At 68.4% G+C, this 17,583-nt stretch carries 21 protein-coding genes, 2 tRNA genes and 1 pseudogene; 15 read left to right on the top strand and 9 right to left on the bottom strand.

What is annotated here, in order from left to right; translation table 11 throughout:
- Nucleotides 1-50 precede the first annotated feature (50 nt).
- Nucleotides 51-287: pseudogene (locus ACQP09_RS21435) on the top strand (NAD(P)H-binding protein); the annotation flags it as partial.
- A 32-nt stretch (nucleotides 288-319) separates the two neighbouring features.
- Here ACQP09_RS21435 and ACQP09_RS21430 read toward each other — a convergent pair.
- From ACQP09_RS21430 to ACQP09_RS21405, 6 genes are all read right to left on the bottom strand, one after another.
- Nucleotides 320-1,375 (bottom strand): UDP-N-acetylmuramate dehydrogenase, encoded by a 1,056-nt coding sequence (locus ACQP09_RS21430; protein WP_433402014.1) that lies wholly within the window; start codon nucleotides 1,373-1,375, stop codon nucleotides 320-322.
- Nucleotides 1,376-1,526: 151 nt separating this feature from the next.
- The gene (locus ACQP09_RS21425) at nucleotides 1,527-1,955 is read right to left on the bottom strand and encodes a MaoC family dehydratase (protein WP_432147196.1); all 429 of its coding nucleotides are present in this window, start codon (nucleotides 1,953-1,955) and stop codon (nucleotides 1,527-1,529) included.
- Nucleotides 1,955-2,407 carry a MaoC family dehydratase N-terminal domain-containing protein gene (locus tag ACQP09_RS21420; protein ID WP_018510613.1) on the bottom strand — a complete coding sequence of 151 codons (453 nt, stop codon included), beginning with the start codon at nucleotides 2,405-2,407 and terminating at the stop codon, nucleotides 1,955-1,957. Before ACQP09_RS21420 ends, ACQP09_RS21425 begins: the two co-directional genes overlap by 1 nt.
- A 117-nt stretch (nucleotides 2,408-2,524) precedes the next feature.
- On the bottom strand, nucleotides 2,525-2,689 hold the full coding sequence (gene rpmG, locus ACQP09_RS21415; protein WP_003956487.1) for a 50S ribosomal protein L33: 165 nt from the start codon (nucleotides 2,687-2,689) through the stop codon (nucleotides 2,525-2,527).
- Between the two features lie 88 nt (nucleotides 2,690-2,777).
- Nucleotides 2,778-2,850, bottom strand: a tRNA-Met gene (locus ACQP09_RS21410).
- 45 nt (nucleotides 2,851-2,895) lie between these two features.
- A tRNA-Thr gene (locus ACQP09_RS21405) sits at nucleotides 2,896-2,968 on the bottom strand.
- A 287-nt stretch (nucleotides 2,969-3,255) separates the two neighbouring features.
- Here ACQP09_RS21405 and ACQP09_RS21400 point away from each other — a divergent pair.
- The 4 genes from ACQP09_RS21400 (at nucleotide 3,256) to darG (ending at nucleotide 7,282) form a co-directional block, all read left to right on the top strand.
- Nucleotides 3,256-4,533, top strand: a complete 1,278-nt coding sequence (locus ACQP09_RS21400) for an amidohydrolase family protein (RefSeq protein ID WP_433402011.1) — start codon at nucleotides 3,256-3,258, stop codon at nucleotides 4,531-4,533.
- A gap of 34 nt (nucleotides 4,534-4,567) precedes the next feature.
- Nucleotides 4,568-5,224: an SDR family oxidoreductase gene (locus ACQP09_RS21395; protein WP_432147199.1), complete on the top strand. Its 657-nt coding sequence runs from the start codon at nucleotides 4,568-4,570 to the stop codon at nucleotides 5,222-5,224.
- A gap of 244 nt (nucleotides 5,225-5,468) precedes the next feature.
- Complete coding sequence (gene darT / locus ACQP09_RS21390) at nucleotides 5,469-6,185, top strand: type II toxin-antitoxin system toxin DNA ADP-ribosyl transferase DarT (protein ID WP_161264889.1); 717 nt, start codon at nucleotides 5,469-5,471, stop codon at nucleotides 6,183-6,185.
- Between the two features lie 32 nt (nucleotides 6,186-6,217).
- A complete protein-coding gene (gene darG / locus ACQP09_RS21385; protein WP_161264888.1) occupies nucleotides 6,218-7,282 on the top strand; it encodes a type II toxin-antitoxin system antitoxin DNA ADP-ribosyl glycohydrolase DarG in 1,065 nt (354 codons plus the stop codon).
- Nucleotides 7,283-7,431: 149 nt separating this feature from the next.
- On the opposite strand, the gene ACQP09_RS21380 is transcribed toward darG, so the two are convergent.
- Nucleotides 7,432-8,181, bottom strand: coding sequence for a hypothetical protein (locus ACQP09_RS21380; protein WP_433402008.1), 750 nt, complete (start codon nucleotides 8,179-8,181; stop codon nucleotides 7,432-7,434).
- 211 nt (nucleotides 8,182-8,392) lie between these two features.
- Between ACQP09_RS21380 and ACQP09_RS21375 the strand changes: the two genes are divergently transcribed.
- On the top strand, nucleotides 8,393-9,169 hold the full coding sequence (locus ACQP09_RS21375) for an NUDIX domain-containing protein (RefSeq protein ID WP_161264886.1): 777 nt from the start codon (nucleotides 8,393-8,395) through the stop codon (nucleotides 9,167-9,169).
- Here the strand turns inward: ACQP09_RS21375 and ACQP09_RS21370 are convergent.
- On the bottom strand, nucleotides 9,153-10,286 hold the full coding sequence (locus ACQP09_RS21370) for a helix-turn-helix domain-containing protein (RefSeq protein ID WP_433402006.1): 1,134 nt from the start codon (nucleotides 10,284-10,286) through the stop codon (nucleotides 9,153-9,155). The two genes, ACQP09_RS21375 and ACQP09_RS21370, sit on opposite strands and share 17 nt — an antisense overlap.
- 624 nt (nucleotides 10,287-10,910) lie before the next feature.
- Here ACQP09_RS21370 and ACQP09_RS21365 point away from each other — a divergent pair.
- The 9 genes from ACQP09_RS21365 (at nucleotide 10,911) to ACQP09_RS21325 (ending at nucleotide 16,526) form a co-directional block, all read left to right on the top strand.
- Nucleotides 10,911-11,180, top strand: coding sequence for a DUF6284 family protein (locus ACQP09_RS21365; protein ID WP_161264885.1), 270 nt, complete (start codon nucleotides 10,911-10,913; stop codon nucleotides 11,178-11,180).
- Nucleotides 11,177-12,043, top strand: coding sequence for a protein spdB (locus ACQP09_RS21360; protein WP_433402004.1), 867 nt, complete (start codon nucleotides 11,177-11,179; stop codon nucleotides 12,041-12,043). Before ACQP09_RS21365 ends, ACQP09_RS21360 begins: the two co-directional genes overlap by 4 nt.
- The gene (locus ACQP09_RS21355) at nucleotides 12,043-12,387 is read left to right on the top strand and encodes an RRQRL motif-containing zinc-binding protein (RefSeq protein ID WP_433402002.1); all 345 of its coding nucleotides are present in this window, start codon (nucleotides 12,043-12,045) and stop codon (nucleotides 12,385-12,387) included. Before ACQP09_RS21360 ends, ACQP09_RS21355 begins: the two co-directional genes overlap by 1 nt.
- A 19-nt stretch (nucleotides 12,388-12,406) precedes the next feature.
- The gene (locus tag ACQP09_RS21350) at nucleotides 12,407-12,802 is read left to right on the top strand and encodes a DUF3307 domain-containing protein (RefSeq protein ID WP_433406700.1); all 396 of its coding nucleotides are present in this window, start codon (nucleotides 12,407-12,409) and stop codon (nucleotides 12,800-12,802) included.
- Nucleotides 12,803-13,009: 207 nt separating this feature from the next.
- On the top strand, nucleotides 13,010-13,381 hold the full coding sequence (locus ACQP09_RS21345) for a DUF6251 family protein (RefSeq protein ID WP_433402000.1): 372 nt from the start codon (nucleotides 13,010-13,012) through the stop codon (nucleotides 13,379-13,381).
- A 75-nt stretch (nucleotides 13,382-13,456) separates the two neighbouring features.
- Nucleotides 13,457-13,780: a hypothetical protein gene (locus ACQP09_RS21340; RefSeq protein WP_161264882.1), complete on the top strand. Its 324-nt coding sequence runs from the start codon at nucleotides 13,457-13,459 to the stop codon at nucleotides 13,778-13,780.
- A gap of 79 nt (nucleotides 13,781-13,859) precedes the next feature.
- Entirely contained in the window at nucleotides 13,860-15,935 is a 2,076-nt protein-coding gene (locus tag ACQP09_RS21335; protein ID WP_433401998.1) for a cell division protein FtsK, read from the top strand.
- A gap of 151 nt (nucleotides 15,936-16,086) precedes the next feature.
- Complete coding sequence (locus ACQP09_RS21330; RefSeq protein WP_433401996.1) at nucleotides 16,087-16,347, top strand: hypothetical protein; 261 nt, start codon at nucleotides 16,087-16,089, stop codon at nucleotides 16,345-16,347.
- Nucleotides 16,338-16,526, top strand: a complete 189-nt coding sequence (locus ACQP09_RS21325) for a hypothetical protein (RefSeq protein ID WP_161264880.1) — start codon at nucleotides 16,338-16,340, stop codon at nucleotides 16,524-16,526. The genes ACQP09_RS21330 and ACQP09_RS21325 overlap by 10 nt, the downstream gene beginning before the upstream one ends.
- Here ACQP09_RS21325 and ACQP09_RS21320 read toward each other — a convergent pair.
- On the bottom strand, nucleotides 16,523-17,539 hold the full coding sequence (locus ACQP09_RS21320) for an HNH endonuclease (RefSeq protein WP_433401994.1): 1,017 nt from the start codon (nucleotides 17,537-17,539) through the stop codon (nucleotides 16,523-16,525). The two genes, ACQP09_RS21325 and ACQP09_RS21320, sit on opposite strands and share 4 nt — an antisense overlap.
- Nucleotides 17,540-17,583 lie beyond the last annotated feature (44 nt).

Below are 17,583 nucleotides of genomic sequence, written 5' to 3'. Positions count from 1 at the left end.
TCCTGCTTGACGGCTGGATGATCAGCCACTCACCCACCCGAGGAGGGCGTATGCGGCTCACGGTGTTCGGAGCGACCGGAGGTGTCGGCCGGGAGGTCGTGGGCCAGGCGCTCGCGGCGGGCCACGAGGTGACGGCCGTGGTCCGCGCCCCAGCCAGGCTCCCGGAGGCGCTCGACGCCCTGGCCCTGCACGGGGTCGTCACGCTGGACGACCCGGTGGCGGTGCGCGCGGCGGTGGCGGGGCGGGACGCGGTGCTCTCGGGGCTCGGCGCGCGGGGCCGGAGGGCGTGGGCGTCGCGCACTGAGGGTCGCCGCGTTCCCTACAGGGCGACGCCGACCGTCACCGGTTCGTTGACCAGAGTGACGCCGAACGCCTCGTGGACGCCGGCGACGACCTCGCGGGCCAGCGCGAGGAGGTCCTCGGTGGTGGCCTCGCCGCGGTTGGTGAGCGCGAGGGTGTGCTTGGTGGAGATCCGGGCCGGGCCGCTGCCGTACCCCTTGGTGAAGCCGGCCCGGTCGATGAGCCAGGCGGCGGAGGTCTTGGTACGGCCGTCCTCGGCGGAGAACGCCGGCGGCGTCACGTCCGGGCCGAGGCGCTCGTGGACCCGGGCCAGGAACTCCTGGAACGCCGCCTCGTCGAGGATCGGGTTGGTGAAGAAGGAGCCGGCGGACCAGGTGTCGTGGTCGTCCGGGTCGAGCACCATGCCCTTGCCGGCGCGCAGCTTGAGCACGGTCTCCCGGGCGGCGGAGGCGGGCACGCGCTCGCCCTGCCCGACGCCCATGGCCCTGGCCGTCTCCGGGTACGCGAGAGGCGCGGAGAGCCCTCCCGCCTCCTCCAGTTCGAACCGGACCCGGAGCACCACGAAGCGGTCGGGCTCCGCCTTGAAGCGGCTGTGGCGGTACGAGAAGGAGCACTCCGCGTTCGGCAGGGTCACCGTCTCCCGGGTGTGCCGGTCGTAGGCGACGACCTCCGTGATGGTGGAGGACACCTCCTGCCCGTACGCCCCGACGTTCTGGATGGGCGTCGCACCGGCGGAACCGGGGATTCCGGCCAGGCACTCGATGCCCGCGAGACCCGCCTCCACGGTCCGGGCGACGGCGTCGGTCCAGACCTCACCGGCCGCCAGCTCCAGCGACGTACCGGAGAGCGTGAACCCCTTGGTGGCAACCCGCAGCGCCGTGCCGTCGAAGCCCTTGTCGCCGATCACCAGGTTGGAGCCGCCGCCGATGACCAGCAGCGGGGTGCCGCTCGCGTCGGCCTCGCGTACGGCGTCGACCACCTCGGCGTCGGTGGTGGCCGTCAGGAGCCGGGTGGCGGGGCCGCCGAGCCGGAAGGTGGTCAGGGGGGCGAGGGGGGCATCGTGGAGTTCCTGCACGGGACAAGGGTACGGTCCGTGGCTCCGCCGCTCGGGCGGGGCCACGGACCGTACGGGTTCCGCGTGACCTACAGGGCAAGCGCGAGGACCGGACAGCTTCCGCGTGACCTACAGGGGCGGGCGCGAGAGCCGTACAGCTGACGCGTGACCCTCAGGCGAGCCGTACGACGGCGCGGGACATCCCCAGCACCTTCTTGCCGTCGCTCACCGCCACCAGGTCCACCCGGACCAGGTTGTCGTCCAGCTTGGCCGCGACCTTGCCGCTGACCTCGATGAGCGCGCCCTTGTCGTCGTTGGGCACGACGACCGGCTTGGTGAACCGCACCCCGTAGTCGACGACCGCGCCCGGGTCCCCGGCCCAGTCCGTGACCACGCGGATCGCCTCGGCCATGGTGAACATGCCGTGCGCGATCACGTCCGGCAGGCCGACCTCCAGCGCGAACTTCTCGTTCCAGTGGATCGGGTTGAAGTCGCCCGACGCACCGGCGTACTGCACGAGCGTCGCCCGCGTCACCGGGAACGACTGCGCGGGCAGCTCCGTACCGACCTCGACCGACCCGTAGGAGACCTTCGCCGTCATCACGCCTCCTCGGCGGCGCGCGCCACCAGCTTCGTGAGCGCCGTGACGACCAGCTCGCCGGCCTCGTCGTGCACATCGCCGCGGATGTCCACGATGTCGTTGCCCGCCATGGACTTGATGGTCTCGATCGTGGAGGTGACCGTCAGCCGGTCCCCCGCCCGCACCGGACGCACGTAGGAGAACTTCTGGTCGCCGTGGACGACCCGGCTGTAGTCCAGGCCCAGCTGCGGGTCCTGCACCACTTCACCGGCGGCCCGGTAGGTGATGGAGAAGACGAAAGTGGGCGGCGCGATCACATCGGGGTGGCCGAGCGCGCGGGCCGCCTCCACGTCGACGTACGCCGGATGGGTGTCACCCACCGCCTCGGCGAACTCGCGGATCTTCTCCCGGCCTACCTCGTACGCCGGGGTGGGCGGATACGTCCGGCCCACGAAGGACTGGTCGAGCGCCATGAGCTCGCTACCTCCTGCTGGAAATGACGAATAAGGGCACGCCCCTGCGCGGGGAACCACCCCGTACAACGACACGAGGCCGCCCCCAGAGGGGGCGGCCTCGTGTACGAGCCTGATTCAGCGCGTTTCGCGGTGCGCGGTGTGCGAGTTGCAGCGCGGGCAGTGCTTCTTCATCTCAAGACGGTCCGGGTTGTTACGCCGGTTCTTCTTGGTGATGTAGTTCCGCTCCTTGCACTCCACGCAGGCCAGCGTGATCTTCGGGCGGACGTCGGTGGCAGCCACGTGAGTGCTCCTTGGACGGACGATGGACGGATGAACGCATAAAAGAGTAGCCGATCGAAGGACCGACCCAACAATCGGCTACCGTTAGTAGCGGTGACCGGACTTGAACCGGTGACACAGCGATTATGAGCCGCTTGCTCTACCGACTGAGCTACACCGCTTTGATGATGAGTCCCCCCGCCGAAGCGGGGTTTCCCGATCACCAGAGCCCCAATGCGGAATCGAACCGCAGACCTTCTCCTTACCATGGAGACGCTCTACCGACTGAGCTATTGGGGCGAGCGAGGAAGACATTACACGGTCTCCGGCCGATCGCCCAAATCCGTTTCGGCACCACGCTCCGGCCGTCGGTCCGGGCCCGCCCACACCTCCTGATCAGGCCTTGATCCAGCTCGCGCGCCGTTCCGGAAGGACTCCTTCGGGGCGTCGACTCGGGGGCACCGGTACGACTAATGGGCTCCTCCCGGAAGCCGCCGTGCCACACGTCGCGGACCCGGCCATGATCGACGGGACCACCCCTCCAGGCTCGGCCGCTCCGCGCGGCCGTGCACCCTCCCAGGAGCGCGATGCCCGACAGCCAGCCGCGGCGGCCCGACGACAGCGCGCCCGGCGGCGCCGAAGCGGCCACCACCGACCCGGCCCCCGCCCTCGTCCTGAGCGGCGCCCGCCTGACCGACGGCCGGGCGGTCGACGTACGCCTGAGCGGCAGCCGTATCGAGGCCGTCGGCACCGCGGGCAGCCTCGCCACCCGAGGCCCCCGCATCGACCTGCGCGGCTACCTCCTGCTCCCCGCGCCGGCCGAACCCCACGCCCACGGCGACACCGCCCTCACCGCGGACGACGCCGGGCCCGCATCCGACCACCCCGAGGACATCCAGCGCCGCGCCACCGAGGCCGCCCTCCTCCAGCTCGGCCACGGCGCCACCGCCCTGCGCGCCCACGTCCGCATCGGCGACGTTCAGGGGCTCGCCGCGCTGGAGGCCGTCCTCCAGGCCCGCCGGGCGCTGCGCGGCCTCGCCGACCTGACCGCGGTCGCCGTCCCCCGCCTGCTCACCGGCGCCGCCGGGGCGGAGGGCCTCGCCCTGCTCCGGGACGCCGTGAAGATGGGCGCGGCGGTGGTCGGCGGCTGCCCCGACCTGGACCCGGACCCCACCGGCTACACCGCGGCCGTCCTGGAGGTCGCCGCCGAGCACGGCTGCCCGGTCGACCTGCACACCGACGGCGACGACCCGGCGCGCCTGGCCCGCCTCGCCGCCATGGCCGGCGGGCTGCGCCCCGGGGTCACGCTCGGCCCCTGCGCCGGCCTCGCCCATCTCCCGCTGGAGACCGCGGGCCGGGCCGCCGACCAGCTGGCCGCCGCCGGGATCACCGTCGTCTGCCTCCCCCAGGGCGGCTGCGCGGGCTCGGAGCGCCGTACGAGCGCTCCTGTACGCCTCCTGCGCTCCGCGGGCGTACGCGTGGCGGCGGGCAGCGGCGCACTCCGCGACACGGCCAATCCGGTGGGCCGCGGCGACCCGCTGGAGGCCGCGTACCTCCTCGCCTCGCAGCACGGCCTGCGCGCCGAACACGCCTACGCCATGGTCTCCACCACCGCCCGCGCCGCCCTCGGCCTGCCCGAGGTCCGCGTGGAAGCGGGCTTCCCGGCCGAACTCCTCGCCGTACGCGGTGAACGGCTCTCCGGCGTGCTCTCCCTCGCCTACAGCCGGATCGTCGTCCACCGCGGCCGGATCGTCGCCCGCACCAGCGCCGTACGCGAGTACTGCGACTCCGATCCCGACACCGCCGCCGGCCCCGATCTCCCGCGTCAGGGACGACCCGACTCCGGCGGCGGGCCCGGGAGCTGAGCATCCGGCGGCCGCCGGGCGTACGGTCGGAGGTATGCGCATTGTCATCGCAGGTGGACACGGACAGATCGCACTGCGGCTGGAGCGGCTGCTCGCCGCACGCGGGGATGAAGCCGTAGGGATCATCCGCAACCCTCAACAGAGCCAGGACCTCACCGATATCGGCGCCGAACCCGCCGTACTGGACCTCGAATCGGCCACCGTCGACGAGACCGCGGAGGTGCTGCGCGGCGCCGACGCGGCCGTCTTCGCGGCAGGCGCGGGACCGAACAGCGGCACCGCCCGCAAGGACACCGTCGACCGGGGCGCCGCCGTCCTCTTCGCCGACGCCGCCCAAGCCGCGGGCGTACGCCGGTACATCGTCGTCTCCTCCATGGGCGCCGACCCCGACCACCCCGGCGACGAGGTGTTCGACGTCTACCTGAGGGCGAAGGGCGCGGCGGACGCCGACGTACGCTCCCGCTCCGCGCTCGACTGGACGATCCTGCGCCCCGGGATGCTCACCAACGACGCGGGCAAGGGCCAGGTCCTGCTCGCCGCGAAGACCGGCCGCGGCCCGATCCCGCGCGACGACGTGGCGGCGACGATCGTGGAGCTCCTGGACACCCCGGCGACGGCGGGCCTGACCCTTGAGGTCATCTCCGGGAACGTGCCGGTCACGGTGGCCGTGAAGGACGTCGCGGGTAACTGAGCCGGAGCCCTGAGGGGCTGACCACTGCCGGAACGAGGAAGCCCCCGACCAGAAGGACTGGTCGGGGGCTTCGTTCGCGTGGCGGCGCCAGGGTTCGAACCTGGGTAGGCTGAGCCGGCAGATTTACAGGGGGCTGGCTACAGGTGCCCTGACCTGCTGATTCTCAGGCTGACTCCCCCGATGGGGACCACGTGGGGGAATCGATTGGCGAAGCCCTCCGAGACCGCGAAGCAGCCTCCCTCATGTGCCCGCCGTGCAGGGGGAGTTCACAGTGAAACAGAGGCGTACGCGCCGTCTACATGTGGTGTACTCATCTCTTGTGATGAACGTTGGGGGACAACAGCTGTTCCACTTCACGCATGTGGAACACCTGCCAGCCATGCTCGCGGAGAAGCAGTTGGTCTCGGATAGCGCGATGCGGAGGAGGGGCGGGGTACCTGTCGAGTGCGGCGATCAAAGCGTGAAAGCCGAGCGGCGCGAGCGCGTCATCACGGTCCCGCCCTACGGTCACCCCGCCGACTACGTGCCGTTCTACTTCGCGCCTCGATCTCCGATGATGTACGTGATCAGCAGAGGAGGGGTCGCGACCTACCGTGGGGGGCAGCCCCCACTGGTGTACCTAGTGACCACCGTGAATGAGGTTGTCGCGACAGGGAACCCCTACGTCTTCAGCGACGGTAACTGCGCCAATGCGATCACTGCGCACTTCACTGACCTCGCCCAGATGCCCCGCAGGGTGGACTGGGAGATCATGGCAGCAACGTACTGGGCGAACACCACCGACGATGGTGACCGGATGCGACGACGCATGGCCGAGCTCCTTGTGCATGAGTCGCTGCCTGTTTCAGCTCTGACAGAGATCGGTACGTACGATCGCGTCCACGCACAGCAAGTGCAAGACGCACTTAACGCGGCGGGGGTAGACCTCCGGGTCACTGTCAGACGTGAGTGGTACTACTGACTTAGAGACCAACCGCTCAGGGAAGGAAGAAGATGATCACGCGTGGCACCGGCAACCTGCTCCTCGCGGATGTCGATGCCCTTGTGAACACGGTCAACACCGTGGGCGTCATGGGCAAGGGCATCGCCTTGCAGTTCAAGCGGGCTTTCCCGGATAACTTCAGCGACTACAAAGCGTCCTGCGAGCGCGGTGAAGTTACTGTCGGCCGCATGCATGTGCACGACCTGCACCAGGTGAGTAACCCTCGCTTCATCGTCAACTTTCCGACCAAGCGGCATTGGCGATCATCGTCTCGCCTGGAGGATATCGCTTCCGGACTCGTCGCCCTTCGCGATGAGATCGTCAAGCGGGGCATCGAGTCCATTGCCGTACCACCACTCGGATGCGGCAATGGAGGACTTTCATGGAGCGACGTAGAGCCCATGATTCGCCAGACCCTCGGAACAATTCCGGGGGTTGAGGTGCGAGTCTGGGAACCCGCTGGGGCACCCAGCCCCAACTCCATGCCCAATGTCACCCCCACCCCGCCAATGACTAAAGAGCGAGCCGCTTTTCTCGCCACGCTGGACAGATATATCCGTAGCGGCATTGCGCGTGGGCTAGCTTTTGAGCCTCGCGTTTCACTGTTGGAAGCGCACAAAGTAGCTTACTTTCTGCAGAAGCTACAGCTACCCCTTGGCTTGAGCTTCGAGAAAGGTCCATACGGCCCCTACTCGCAACCGCTAGATCGAGCGGTTTCCAGCATGGAGGGGCACTTCATCACAGGTTTTGGTGATGGCACCAGCGGGGCTCAGGCGATTCTAGAGCTGAACAAGGATTCAGTTCACGACGCAGAATCAGTACTGCGCGACTATCCTAATTTCAAGGACGTTGCCGCTAGCTTTGACAAGCTAGTTTCAGGATTTGAAGATGCTTTCGGCATGGAGCTCCTGAGTACGGTTCTCTTCGCCGCCCAGGAACTCGTGACACCTCCTCCCACTCCTGAATCAGTAACCGAGTGCATTCAGGGATGGAATTCTAGGAAGCAGCGACTCTTCACCGAGTCCCACGTTCAAACAGCGTGGCACCGTCTCTCTCAAGCGGGTCTGCTAGTTTAATCCGACTGTCAGCAAAACTCCCCGACCCACGGCGTAGAACTGAGCACACGGCCCGGGCGAGCACCGCAAGATTCGACAGAATTCCTGCTCATGCCGTACGCCAGGCACTGGCCTTGCTCGCAGCAGCGGGAAACGGCGAAAGGGCCGAGCTATTCTGAGGTTGGAGGCGTCGGATCAGGTGCGGGAACCGCAGTCAGCAGAGACAAGCATTCCTCACCGAAGGGCGTAAGTGCCCACCTCTCACCGCCGCCTCCAAATGTTTGATAGCTGAGATCTCGCACCATCCCTTGAGCTGTCAATCGCGAGATCAGGGCATCCAGGACTGTCGCAAATTCGGAATGATGAGCGACAATGTCCTCCCTTTTCCAGCCGGAAAGATTATCCCTTCGCTCACCCTCCGCCGTCTCTTCCGTAACGCGGCGAGGATCGCCGGAGCCGATAATCTCCATTAGCTTCACTTCAAAAGTCTCAATTGCAGTCACTCCTCGAACTTTCACAAATTCGGCGTCAACTGCAGCTTGATCCCTCACGCCGCGCCCAAGGCTTCGTCCGAGCGCGACGATTTTTTCTTCTAGCGGCGTTTCTGCTGCGGCCTGAACTACCTGCGCCATGAGGGTGAGAAGTTCCGGACTCTCTTCGATGGTCGACGTCAAGCGACTGACCGAAACCCCGGCCTCTGAAGCGGCCTCGCTGATAGCTGCTTGAGCTCGCTGCTGACGAAGTGCTCCGATCCGACTTAGCATGCGTTCGACCATAGGATCGGCAAAATCTTTGGCCACAGCTGCCGGAATGGCCAGCACGGGATAGTGGGTGGCGACGACACCAATAAGGGCTGACGTCGTTGCTGCTACGACTGCGCCCTTCGGTACCTTGGACTCGGTATCCTCTTCGTTGCTCACTTACGCGAGCTTAGCTGCAAGCTCTATCTGTGCGAAGAGAAACGTCGACCTTCCGTTCAGTCCACCGCCGGGTTTCCTGATTTTCTGGCCCTACGCCTCAGTTCACAACCACACACCCACGGAAGTGAGAGATGGCATGATTGAGCCGCCGGCGCTCCGCCCCCGTTACGCTGTGAAACATCAGCCGTCGATCTGGGGGTGTGCACCAAGGATGGGGCCCAAGACGCAGAGGGTCTACGAGACGATCCGATCCTGGATCGAGACGGGCAGGTATGCGCCCGGTGACAAGCTGCCCTCAGAGCGCACGCTGAGTACCGAGCTGGACATTGGCCGCACAGCTCTGCGGCAGGTGCTGGCACGCCTTGCGAACGAGCGGTTCATTAAGGCGCATGATCGAAGTGCCTACCGAGTGGCTGGCGGTACGGGCGTGCCGACGCCTAGCGACCTGCCGGCGTGGCGGATCGGGGGCAGCCGCCGCATCTATGAGAACCGCTGGGTCAATCTCGACCTGGTTGACGTCGAACCGCCTGGTGTCGAGCGCTTCGAACACCACGTCGTGCGGCTTCATCACGTCGCTATTACCGCTGTGGTGGACGATCAGAACCGCGTGCTCATGCTCTGGCGCTATCGCTTCGTACCGGAGCAGTGGGGCTGGGAGCTGCCCGGCGGCATCGTAGACGCGGGGGAAGACCCGGCTGCCACAGCAGCACGTGAGACGGAAGAAGAGACCGGGTGGCGCCCGGCCAAGGTGGAGCACGTGGTGACATACCAGCCAATGATTGGCATGGTCGATTCACCGCATGAAGTCTTCGTGGCGAGAGGTGCCACTCAAGTCGGCGAACCAACCGACACCGAGGAGGCTGGCCACGTCGCCTGGGTGCCCCTGGACGAGATTCCCAGACTGATGAGCGAAGGCAAGCTGATGGGCTCCGGAACAATCGTCGCCCTTCTCCACCTGCTGTCTTCTCGACCTACAGCCGCCCAGTAAGCAGCTCCACCCGCTGGCGATACCGCACGGACCCCGTGCGGTTCGCTGCCAGCCTCGCCCGCTGCAGGTGGCTGCGCGCCTGGTCCAACTCGCCGCGCGCAAGATGAGCCTGCATGAGATCGCAGTGCACACCGGCGCTTGCGCGCACGAATGAGGGGTCGGCGCTGTTCAGGGAGTTGTACAGCTCATCCATGGCTGACTCGTCACCGAGCTTGGCCAGCACGTTTCCACGCCAGCGTGTGAGGTGGCCGGCGTTGAGGAAGATGCTCAGCATGTCCGGATCACGCACCTCACCATCGTCCGGCAATAGAGCTTCCGCCCGTTCTAGCGCGGCGCGCGCCTCGGATGCCATGTCCACGCCAGCGCTGGCACAAAGCTCGGCCTCAGCGGCAGCGAGCCAAGCACGAAGCCGCGGTGACTGACGCTCAGCCTGTGTCCGCTGCGCGTCCCGTACCAACTCGATCGCCAGCAGCGGGCGGCCCGCGTCCGCCAGTACGTAAGCCTGCTCCCCCATCGCGTGGGCCAGATACAGCGGAGACCCGGCATCCTGCGCCGCCTTCTTCGCCAGCTCGTACCGCCGCCACGCGCGCTCCACAGCACCAGCGTCCAGAGCCTGCCAGGCCGCGAGGGTGGAGGCTCCAGCAAGCGCAGCCGCGATAGGACGCCTCGCTCCTGGAAGGACAGCGAAGGTCAACGCATCCTCCATCGCCGCCAGATGTCCGTTCATCTGGTCGACCAACCCGGCCGCTCCCATCTGCCGGTCCATCGTGCGCAACAACTCTGTCTGATCGAGAAAAGACCCGACCATGCCCTCACTGAGGCTGCTCGACGAGTCGATCCGGCTCAGCAGTTCGTCGTAACCGCCTGCCGCAGGTTGCAACTCGGCCACTTCGCAACGGAGTTCAGCATCCGTGACGCCTAGCAGCGGCCGGAGGAGCGTCGCGTACCGGTCAGTGATGGCACGGCGACCGTTTTCCCACTCCGAAATGTAGACCTTGAGGCTCGCCGATGACGCGACGTCGAGAAGTCTCTGCTCCGCGTACCGGCGCATCTCATGGATGAGTTTCTCCTGCGACCACCCCCGCGCCTTCCTGGCCGCCCTTAACCCTGTCGCCACGCCGCCTCCCTTAAAGCCGCAGGTGAGAGCTGGTTAACCCTTCTGACATTAACCCGAGTTGGCTACCAAGGCACCCCTCTTTGGCCGTTCTCTGGAGAGGCACACAGACGCCGGTCGCGCCGAAGGGCTTGCATCTGGTGCGCACCAGATGCTTACCTATTGGTGCGCACCAGATGGGCTCGGGAGAGACCGTCTGGCACGCGTGCAGGACAACTCAACAGCGTGATCCACCGCAGTACGGCGGCCGTGACCGTTCCGGCCGAGGCGAGTGGAGACCAGTCGGCCGAGAAGGGGCCCCCGTCACACCGGGGCCCAACACCCCTCATGGGGGACACGCCACCGACTTGAAAGAACCGCTACGGCACACCTTGAAGCTGCCACCTCAGACGTCCGGGACTTCGGATCTCCCCGGACCGAGCAGCGCCGAGCGCACACGAGAACCGAAGCACCAGCGCTCACGGTGCCCGGCACCCCACACCCGCCCTACCCGGCGGGTTGGTAGTGCCGGGTCGCCGTGGTCGCTCGTAGCCCACGAACGACCTACACCAGACGGCGCGAGGCCCCGGTGCTGGAACACCGGGGCCTCAGTTCGGGCCGTCGCACCTGCTAGGGAGAACACGACCCATGAAGAACATCGCAGCACTTCAGGCCGCTGTTACGGCCACCCCGTCCGAGCGTGAGCCGTCGGACGCCGAGCTGGACGCGATCGAGACCGAGTCGCCGCTGATCCTCGCGGACGTCGCTCTCCTCGACGCGCAGATCATGACCATCGACCGCACCCCGACCGAGCTGGACCAGCAGCGCATCCGCCGGGCCCGCCGCCGAGTGCTGGCCGCCCGCCGGGACCTCGCCAACCGCGCCGCCACCGTGACCGTCTCGGGCGGTGCGGCATGAGGACCAGGGCGGCGAAAACGGTTCTGCCGGCCGTCGCGATGACGGCGGTATCGATGGTCCTCACCCTGGCCGTGGTCTTGATGTGGCTCGGCACGGCAATGCCCTGGCCCATCGCCCTGGTCGTCGGTCTCGGGATCGACGGAGGGTGGCTCGCCACCCTCGCCTACGAACGTCGCCTCGCCGCGCAGGGCGACCACTCCACCCCCGTCACGGCCGTGGGCTGGGGCTTCGGCCTCGTCGCCACCGGCGTTCTGATCGCCCACGCAGCCACAGCCGACGGCAGTGCCGGCGCGTGGCTCGCGGTTGCCTGGCTGCCCCTGGCCGCGAAGGCCCTGTGGCTGGTCCACGGACTTTGGGAGCGGACCGCGCTGACGGGGTCCGCGCTGGAGGCGATCCAGGGCATCCAGCAGGAAGCCCGCGACGAAGCCGCCGTTGCCCGTGCCCGGCTGCGGGCCGAGGCGGGGACGGAGGAGACGCGGCTGGCGGCTGTGACGCAGGCGGGTGCGCGCGTCGCACGCGTCCAGGCACAGACCGCCACCACCCTCGCCCGCGCCTGGTCGACACTGGAGAGCACCCGGTCCGGGAAGGACACCGGCAGGGCCCTGACCAGCGTGACGGCCCGTGTCACATCCGGCGTCACACCCACCTGGGAACTCCCCGTCTGGGGCCCTACCAACCCCCTTCCCGCACTCGACGCCGCCCCGCCGCTGTCCGATGGGGAGCTGGACCGGCTGGTGGATGAGATCCGGCACAGCGAGACCCCGGCCCTGTCCTACCGGGAGATGTCCACCCGGTTCCGGGCCGCCGGCCACGCCGCCTCCGAGGTCCGGCTGCGGGCCGCGTGGAAGCGCGTCGCAGCTTGATGACCACCGTCTACCGCTGGCATCTCGCCCCCGACGGGTTGGCCACCCGCCGCCAGCTCCGCGCGCTGGGGCTGCGGCCGGGTGGTCAGGACGTCGTCGCGGAACTCCACCGTCCCCGGCGTCGGGGGCGGGCTCCGCTGGTCGCCTACCTCTACCGCGTCGACCGCGCCCGCCCTGTCCGGCCCATGACTCCGGGCCGTGCCGTCGCCTTGGCGGCGGCGATGAGGGCCCGCCGTACCTGCCCCAACTGCCGCACCGACGTCGGGTACTGCATCCCGCCATCGCTCGGCATGTGCGTCCCCTGCCACGACACCCCCACCCCTGCCCCTGTCTCGTTCCGGTGACCGGAAGGACCCTGCTGTGCTGTTCCCCTCCCTGTTCGTCCTGCTCTACCTCGGTCACCTGTTGGCGGACTACCCGCTCCAGACCGACCACCAGGCCGCCCACAAAGCCGGCCGATGCCCTGCCGGATGGGCCGCCAACCTGCGCCACGCCGCCACCCACGTAGCCACCTGCGCCGTCGCCCTCGCACTCGGGGTCCTGGTCCTGGACGACGTGACCATGTCGCTCCCGGACGCCGTGGCCGCACTGCTGTGGATTGGCGCGAGTCACGCGTTCATCGACCGCCGGTGGCCCGTTGCCCGGTGGATGAAGTTCGCCCGCCAGCAGAAGTGGGCCCAGCACGGCGGGGCCGCGCACGTCGATCAGACCGCGCACATCCTCGCTCTCGTCCTCGCCGCCCTCGCGCTGGCGGCATGATCCGTGGCCGAGAGCTAGTCGAGGACGAACTCCACGATCTGGACTACCCGGTACTTCACCGGTGCCAGTTGCCGCAGAAGCGCTTCGGTGCCCACCACCGGCGTTGTTCGAGCGGTCGACGGCACCACTTGCACGGCAACGGATCGACCTCGATCTCTATGACCCCCATGCCGCGACTCTAGCGGCCCCCTCACCAGGGAGAACCCCGTGAACAACTTGCCTGAGCCGGTCCGGGTGGTGCAGCTCCCGGACGGAACCCCCGCCTACTCCGACCACCTCCCCGCCACCTACCAGCCCATCAACACGGCACCGCAGGTCATCCACGTCCACCAGGCACCCCCGGACCGCACCGTGCAGCGCCTCACCCTCGGCTCCGGTATGGGTGCCGGAGCCGTCGCCGCCGGCGTCTACTTCGGCCCGCTCTTGGTCGGCGTCCTCACCGCGATCGCCGCGAACCTCGCCCTGCTCGCCTTGGTCGCCTCCGTGTGCGCCTGGGGCGTGGTCACGGTCGTGAAGTCGGTCAGTGGCTCGGATGGCAAGGCCGCCACCTCCTCTCCGCGTAAGGGCCGCCGTCGCTGACGGCCCTCTGTCTGCCCGGTCTCGTACCGGGCGGGTGGAGGGCCGGACAGACCGGCCCCACCAGGGAGGTTCACCGTGTACAGCTACACCCGAGCCGAGTCCCGCGAGCGTTCCCGTCTGTTCCGCAAGGGCTTCAAGCAGGCCCTTGCCGACTGCGTCGACAGCAAGGTCACCGCCCGTATACACGCCATCGACCAGGCCGCCGCCGAGCGCGGGCAGCGTGAGCTGAGGGCGCTGCACGAGGTGCAGGCCACCGCCCGGCAGGAGTTGGCCAGGGCTAAGGCCGCCGAGCGCACCGCCCCCCGCACCGACAGGACCGCCGCTCGCCAGGCCCGCAAGGACGCCGAAGAGCGCGTGCGCCTGGCGGAGCGGGCCGTGCACAAGGCCGAGCGCGGCTGAGCGGGGGCGGCCGGACCCGGCCAAGGAAACCGGCCGCCCCTCTTTCCTCTCCACCCATCGAGCAGGAGGAAGTACCAGCATGACGGACACCGCTGCCCCGGCCGCGCATCTGCGGCCGGTCCCCGACCTGGACGACACCGAGACCGCCGCGTCGGTCGCGGTTGACAACCCCGCCCTGCCGGAGCCGAGGGTGAGCGTGGAGAAGCGCAAGCCGGTCCTGGCCGGGTGGTTGACCGACCGGCGCGACTTCACCGCCACCGCCCGCCACGCCGGCGCGAACGCCGGATACAGCGCCCTGTTCCACGGCGTCAGGCTCCCGGTCTACGCCGGGCGTCTCGCGCTGATGTCGCCGCGGGGAGCCTGCCGGTTCATCGCCACCAGCAACCGGTGGATCTGGGACCGTGAAGCCGCCCCCCTGCGGGCGGCGGCCGTCCGCGCGGAGGACGTGGAGGAGTACATGCGCCTGGCCCGGCTGCGCGCGGGCCGGGTGCGGCTGCGTGGCCTGGTCGCCCTGGTCGCCGCAGTGTTCGGCGTCGGCTTCGCCCTTTGGCTCTACGTCATGGCGCCCGCGCTGATGTACGCGTTCGCCGCCGGTGGGGTGCTGCTCCTCGGTATGGCAGGCCAGCAGCCCGACGCCCCGGTCATCGGCCCTGCTGTCCTGAAGACGGAGGTGCAGAAGCTCACCGGCAGCATCGTGCTGCGCGGTCTCGACTCCGTCGGCAACAGCCGAATCAGCGCCGCTATCAAGAAGGGCGGCGACATGAACGGGCTGCGCTTCACCAGCGAAATCGTCCGTGACGGCCCCGGCTACCGTGCCGATCTCGATCTCCCGTACGGGGTAACGCCCGAGGACATCATGGAGGCCCGCAAGCCCCTGGCGTCCGGGCTGCGCCGCAAGGTCGGCTGCGTCTGGCCCTCCCCCGACCCCACCGAGCACGAAGGACGCCTGGTGCTGTGGGTCGGGGACAAGCCGATGAACGAGACCACCAAGCCCGCCTGGCCGCTGCTGAAGTCGGGCACGGTGGATCTGTTCCGGCCGGTGGTGCTCGGCAACGACCAGCGCATGCGCGACGTGTCCGTCACGCTGATGTTCGCCGCCGTAGTCGTCGGCTCCATCCCCCGCATGGGCAAGACGTTCCTCATGCGGCTGTTCCTCCTCATCGCCGCACTCGACCCGCGCGCCGAGCTGCACGCCTTCGACTTCAAGGGCACCGGCGACTTCGGCGCCCTGGAGCCCGTCTGCCACCGCTACCGGGCAGGCGAGGAGAACGACGACATCGAATACGTCCTGGACGCGCTGCGGGAGCTGAAGGAGGAGCTGCGCCGGCGGGCGAAGGTCATCAAGTCCCTGCCGCGCTCGCGCTGCCCGGAATCCAAGGTCACCCCCGAACTGGCCAGCGACAAGAATCTGGGGCTGCACCCGATCGTGGCCGGGTTCGATGAGTGCCAGGTGCCCTTCGAGCACGAGGAGCACGGCAAGGAGATCGAAGCGATCTGCACCGACCTCGTCAAGCGCGGCCCGGCCCTCGGGATCGTGACCCTGTTCGGGACGCAGCGACCGGACGCGAAGTCGCTGCCCACCGGGATCAGCGCGAACGCGGTGCTGCGGTTCTGCCTCAAGGTCATGGGGCAGCCCGCCAACGACATGGTGCTGGGAACCTCGATGTACAAGGCCGGTTACCGGGCCACCATGTTCTCCCGATCCGACCGCGGCATCTGCTGGATGGCCGGTGAAGGCGACGACCCGCGCATCGTGGCATCAGCGTTCGTAGACGCGGTGGCGGCCGAGCAGATCGCCGCCCGCGCCCGCCAGGTCCGCGAGGAGTACGGCAACGTCACCGGCCACGCCATCGGCGCCGGCCCCGAGAAGTCCGGGCACTCCGATGTCCTAGCCGACGTCCTCTCGGTCATCGCCCCCGACGAGAAAGCCGTCTGGTGCGAGCGCCTGGCCGCTCGCCTCGCCACCGCGCAGCCGGAGGTCTACGGCGGGTGGAAGGGCGAGAACGTCACCGCCGCCCTCAAGCCCCACGGCATCAAGGCCGGGCAGGTCTGGGGCCAGACCGACACCGGCGAGGGCAAGAACCGGCGTGGCATCGACCGCGCCGACATCACCACCGCCATCACCCGCCGTAACCAGAACAAGGCCGCTGCCTGACCCAGCGCGGTTGCTAGACCTAGCACCCCCGGCTGCTAGGTCTAGCACCCCCGCTAGCACCCCACAACCGCCCTGAGCTGCGACCTAGCGTCTAGCAGCCCACCTGCGGAAACACCCGGAAACCCGCCTGCCGAAGGGATGTGAGCCCCTCGTGGCGCTCGCTAGCCTCCTCGCCCTCCTCACTGCCGCTGGTTACGCAGTGTTGTGCGCGGTGAAGCCGTTCGCCCCGTGCCGGAAGTGTTCCGGCTCGGGCGTCCGCACCCGCCGCAGCACCGTCACCCTCTGCCGCCGCTGCCACGGCGACCGCGCCCGCCTCCGCATCGGACGCCGGCTACTCAACAACAGCCGCAGCATCCACGCCCACGGCACCCGACCCCACGCCACCAACCGGAAGGCCACCCCATGGCAGTGACCCTCTCCCTCGTCGCCCTCTTCGGACTCGTCCTCTTCTTCCTGCTCCGGTCCGGCAGCCTCACCCCAGGTAGCGCGTTCACCGCCGCCGGGTTCGGGTTCTTCCTCGCCTCCACCGGAGCCGCCGGACCCATCAACGAGATGGCCGCGGCCATCGTCGACGCCATCCCGCCCGTCTAGGACACAGGCTGCGGGGCCCGGCTGGCGGGCACGGTCACGCGCGCGGTCCAGTGCTGGCGCCAGTGGGCAGCGAGCCACACCTGATGCTCAGGCCTCAGGCTGACGTGCGGAGCCCTGCCGTGCAGTTCGGCGTACGCCGGGTAGCCCAGGAGTTCGTCGTCGACCTCGATGCACCCGGTGCCGGGGTTGACGCCGATCTGGCCGCGGTCGAAGAGGCTGTGGACGTCGTTGCGCAGGAGCAGGCCGCCCCATTCGTGGTGCTCTTCCTCGTCGGCATAGCTGTACAGGTGTGCCGCCTGAAGAGCTCCAGCCGGTGCGGGCCCGGTGAACGCGCACACCTGGCCGTAGTCGTTCAGCAGCTGCTGCCGGAAAGGCTTCTGGCCTACGCGGGTGCGGACTTTCGAGATGCGGTGCCCGCCCGCGATCTTCCTCCGCTGCTTGCTGTCCGCCGTGCTCCCGCCGCTGTCCTGGCTCTTGTCGTCGTCCAGGTCCAGGTCGCTGAAGTCGATTCCGTCGAGCGCGAGGAGGGCGTCGCGCAGCCTTTCCCAGCGGGCAGGGCGCATGCTCAGCTGGGAGTCAGGCGAATCACACAAGGCCCGCAGCTGCCTGCCGGTAAGCAGGCCCCGTCCGTCCATCCAGGTCTCACCGTGGCGGGACCGGTAGGTGACCACCCGTTTCTGCTTGCTGCCGGGTTCCTCGAACATGGCGGGGCACTTGTTGCAGCGCCATGTCGGCTTCAGCCGCTTGCGCCGCTTGAAGTCGGCCTTCTTGCACTCCGGGCAGAAGTAGAGCGTCTTGATCTCGCTCCCGGTCTCGATTTCGGAAATCACTCCGAGGCCGAGCAGCTGCTTCTTGTCCCACAGCGCGATCACGTCCCCCACGGCGATACGCGCGTGGTGGTGGACCGTGTCGTCCCAGCTGTAGTGCTGCGACGGGTCGTCGTCATACCCGTCATTACCCCCGTGCTGCCGGTCCTCGTCGCCCACAGCCAGCACCAGCCATGCCGTCGTCACTGCGCCCCCCTCACGTGCCAATGAGCCGGGGCAGCCACCCCTCT

This window comes from Streptomyces sp. CA-146814 (assembly GCF_050942385.1).
Classification (GTDB): Bacteria; Actinomycetota; Actinomycetes; order Streptomycetales; family Streptomycetaceae; genus Streptomyces.
The sequence above is the reverse complement of the archived record's forward strand: the minus strand, read 5'-3'. Positions and strand labels throughout refer to the sequence as shown.

Coding starts and splice junctions, on each gene's coding strand:
- ACQP09_RS21325 (WP_161264880.1), top strand. CDS start 16,338: ATGGCAGTGACCCTCTCCCTCGTCGCCCTCTTCGGACTCGTCCTCTTC.
- ACQP09_RS21425 (WP_432147196.1), bottom strand. CDS start 1,955: ATGACGGCGAAGGTCTCCTACGGGTCGGTCGAGGTCGGTACGGAGCTG.
- ACQP09_RS21375 (WP_161264886.1), top strand. CDS start 8,393: ATGGGGCCCAAGACGCAGAGGGTCTACGAGACGATCCGATCCTGGATC.
- ACQP09_RS21420 (WP_018510613.1), bottom strand. CDS start 2,407: ATGGCGCTCGACCAGTCCTTCGTGGGCCGGACGTATCCGCCCACCCCG.
- darG (WP_161264888.1), top strand. CDS start 6,218: ATGATCACGCGTGGCACCGGCAACCTGCTCCTCGCGGATGTCGATGCC.
- ACQP09_RS21355 (WP_433402002.1), top strand. CDS start 12,043: ATGACCACCGTCTACCGCTGGCATCTCGCCCCCGACGGGTTGGCCACC.
- ACQP09_RS21360 (WP_433402004.1), top strand. CDS start 11,177: ATGAGGACCAGGGCGGCGAAAACGGTTCTGCCGGCCGTCGCGATGACG.
- ACQP09_RS21335 (WP_433401998.1), top strand. CDS start 13,860: ATGACGGACACCGCTGCCCCGGCCGCGCATCTGCGGCCGGTCCCCGAC.
- ACQP09_RS21395 (WP_432147199.1), top strand. CDS start 4,568: ATGCGCATTGTCATCGCAGGTGGACACGGACAGATCGCACTGCGGCTG.
- ACQP09_RS21400 (WP_433402011.1), top strand. CDS start 3,256: ATGCCCGACAGCCAGCCGCGGCGGCCCGACGACAGCGCGCCCGGCGGC.
- ACQP09_RS21365 (WP_161264885.1), top strand. CDS start 10,911: ATGAAGAACATCGCAGCACTTCAGGCCGCTGTTACGGCCACCCCGTCC.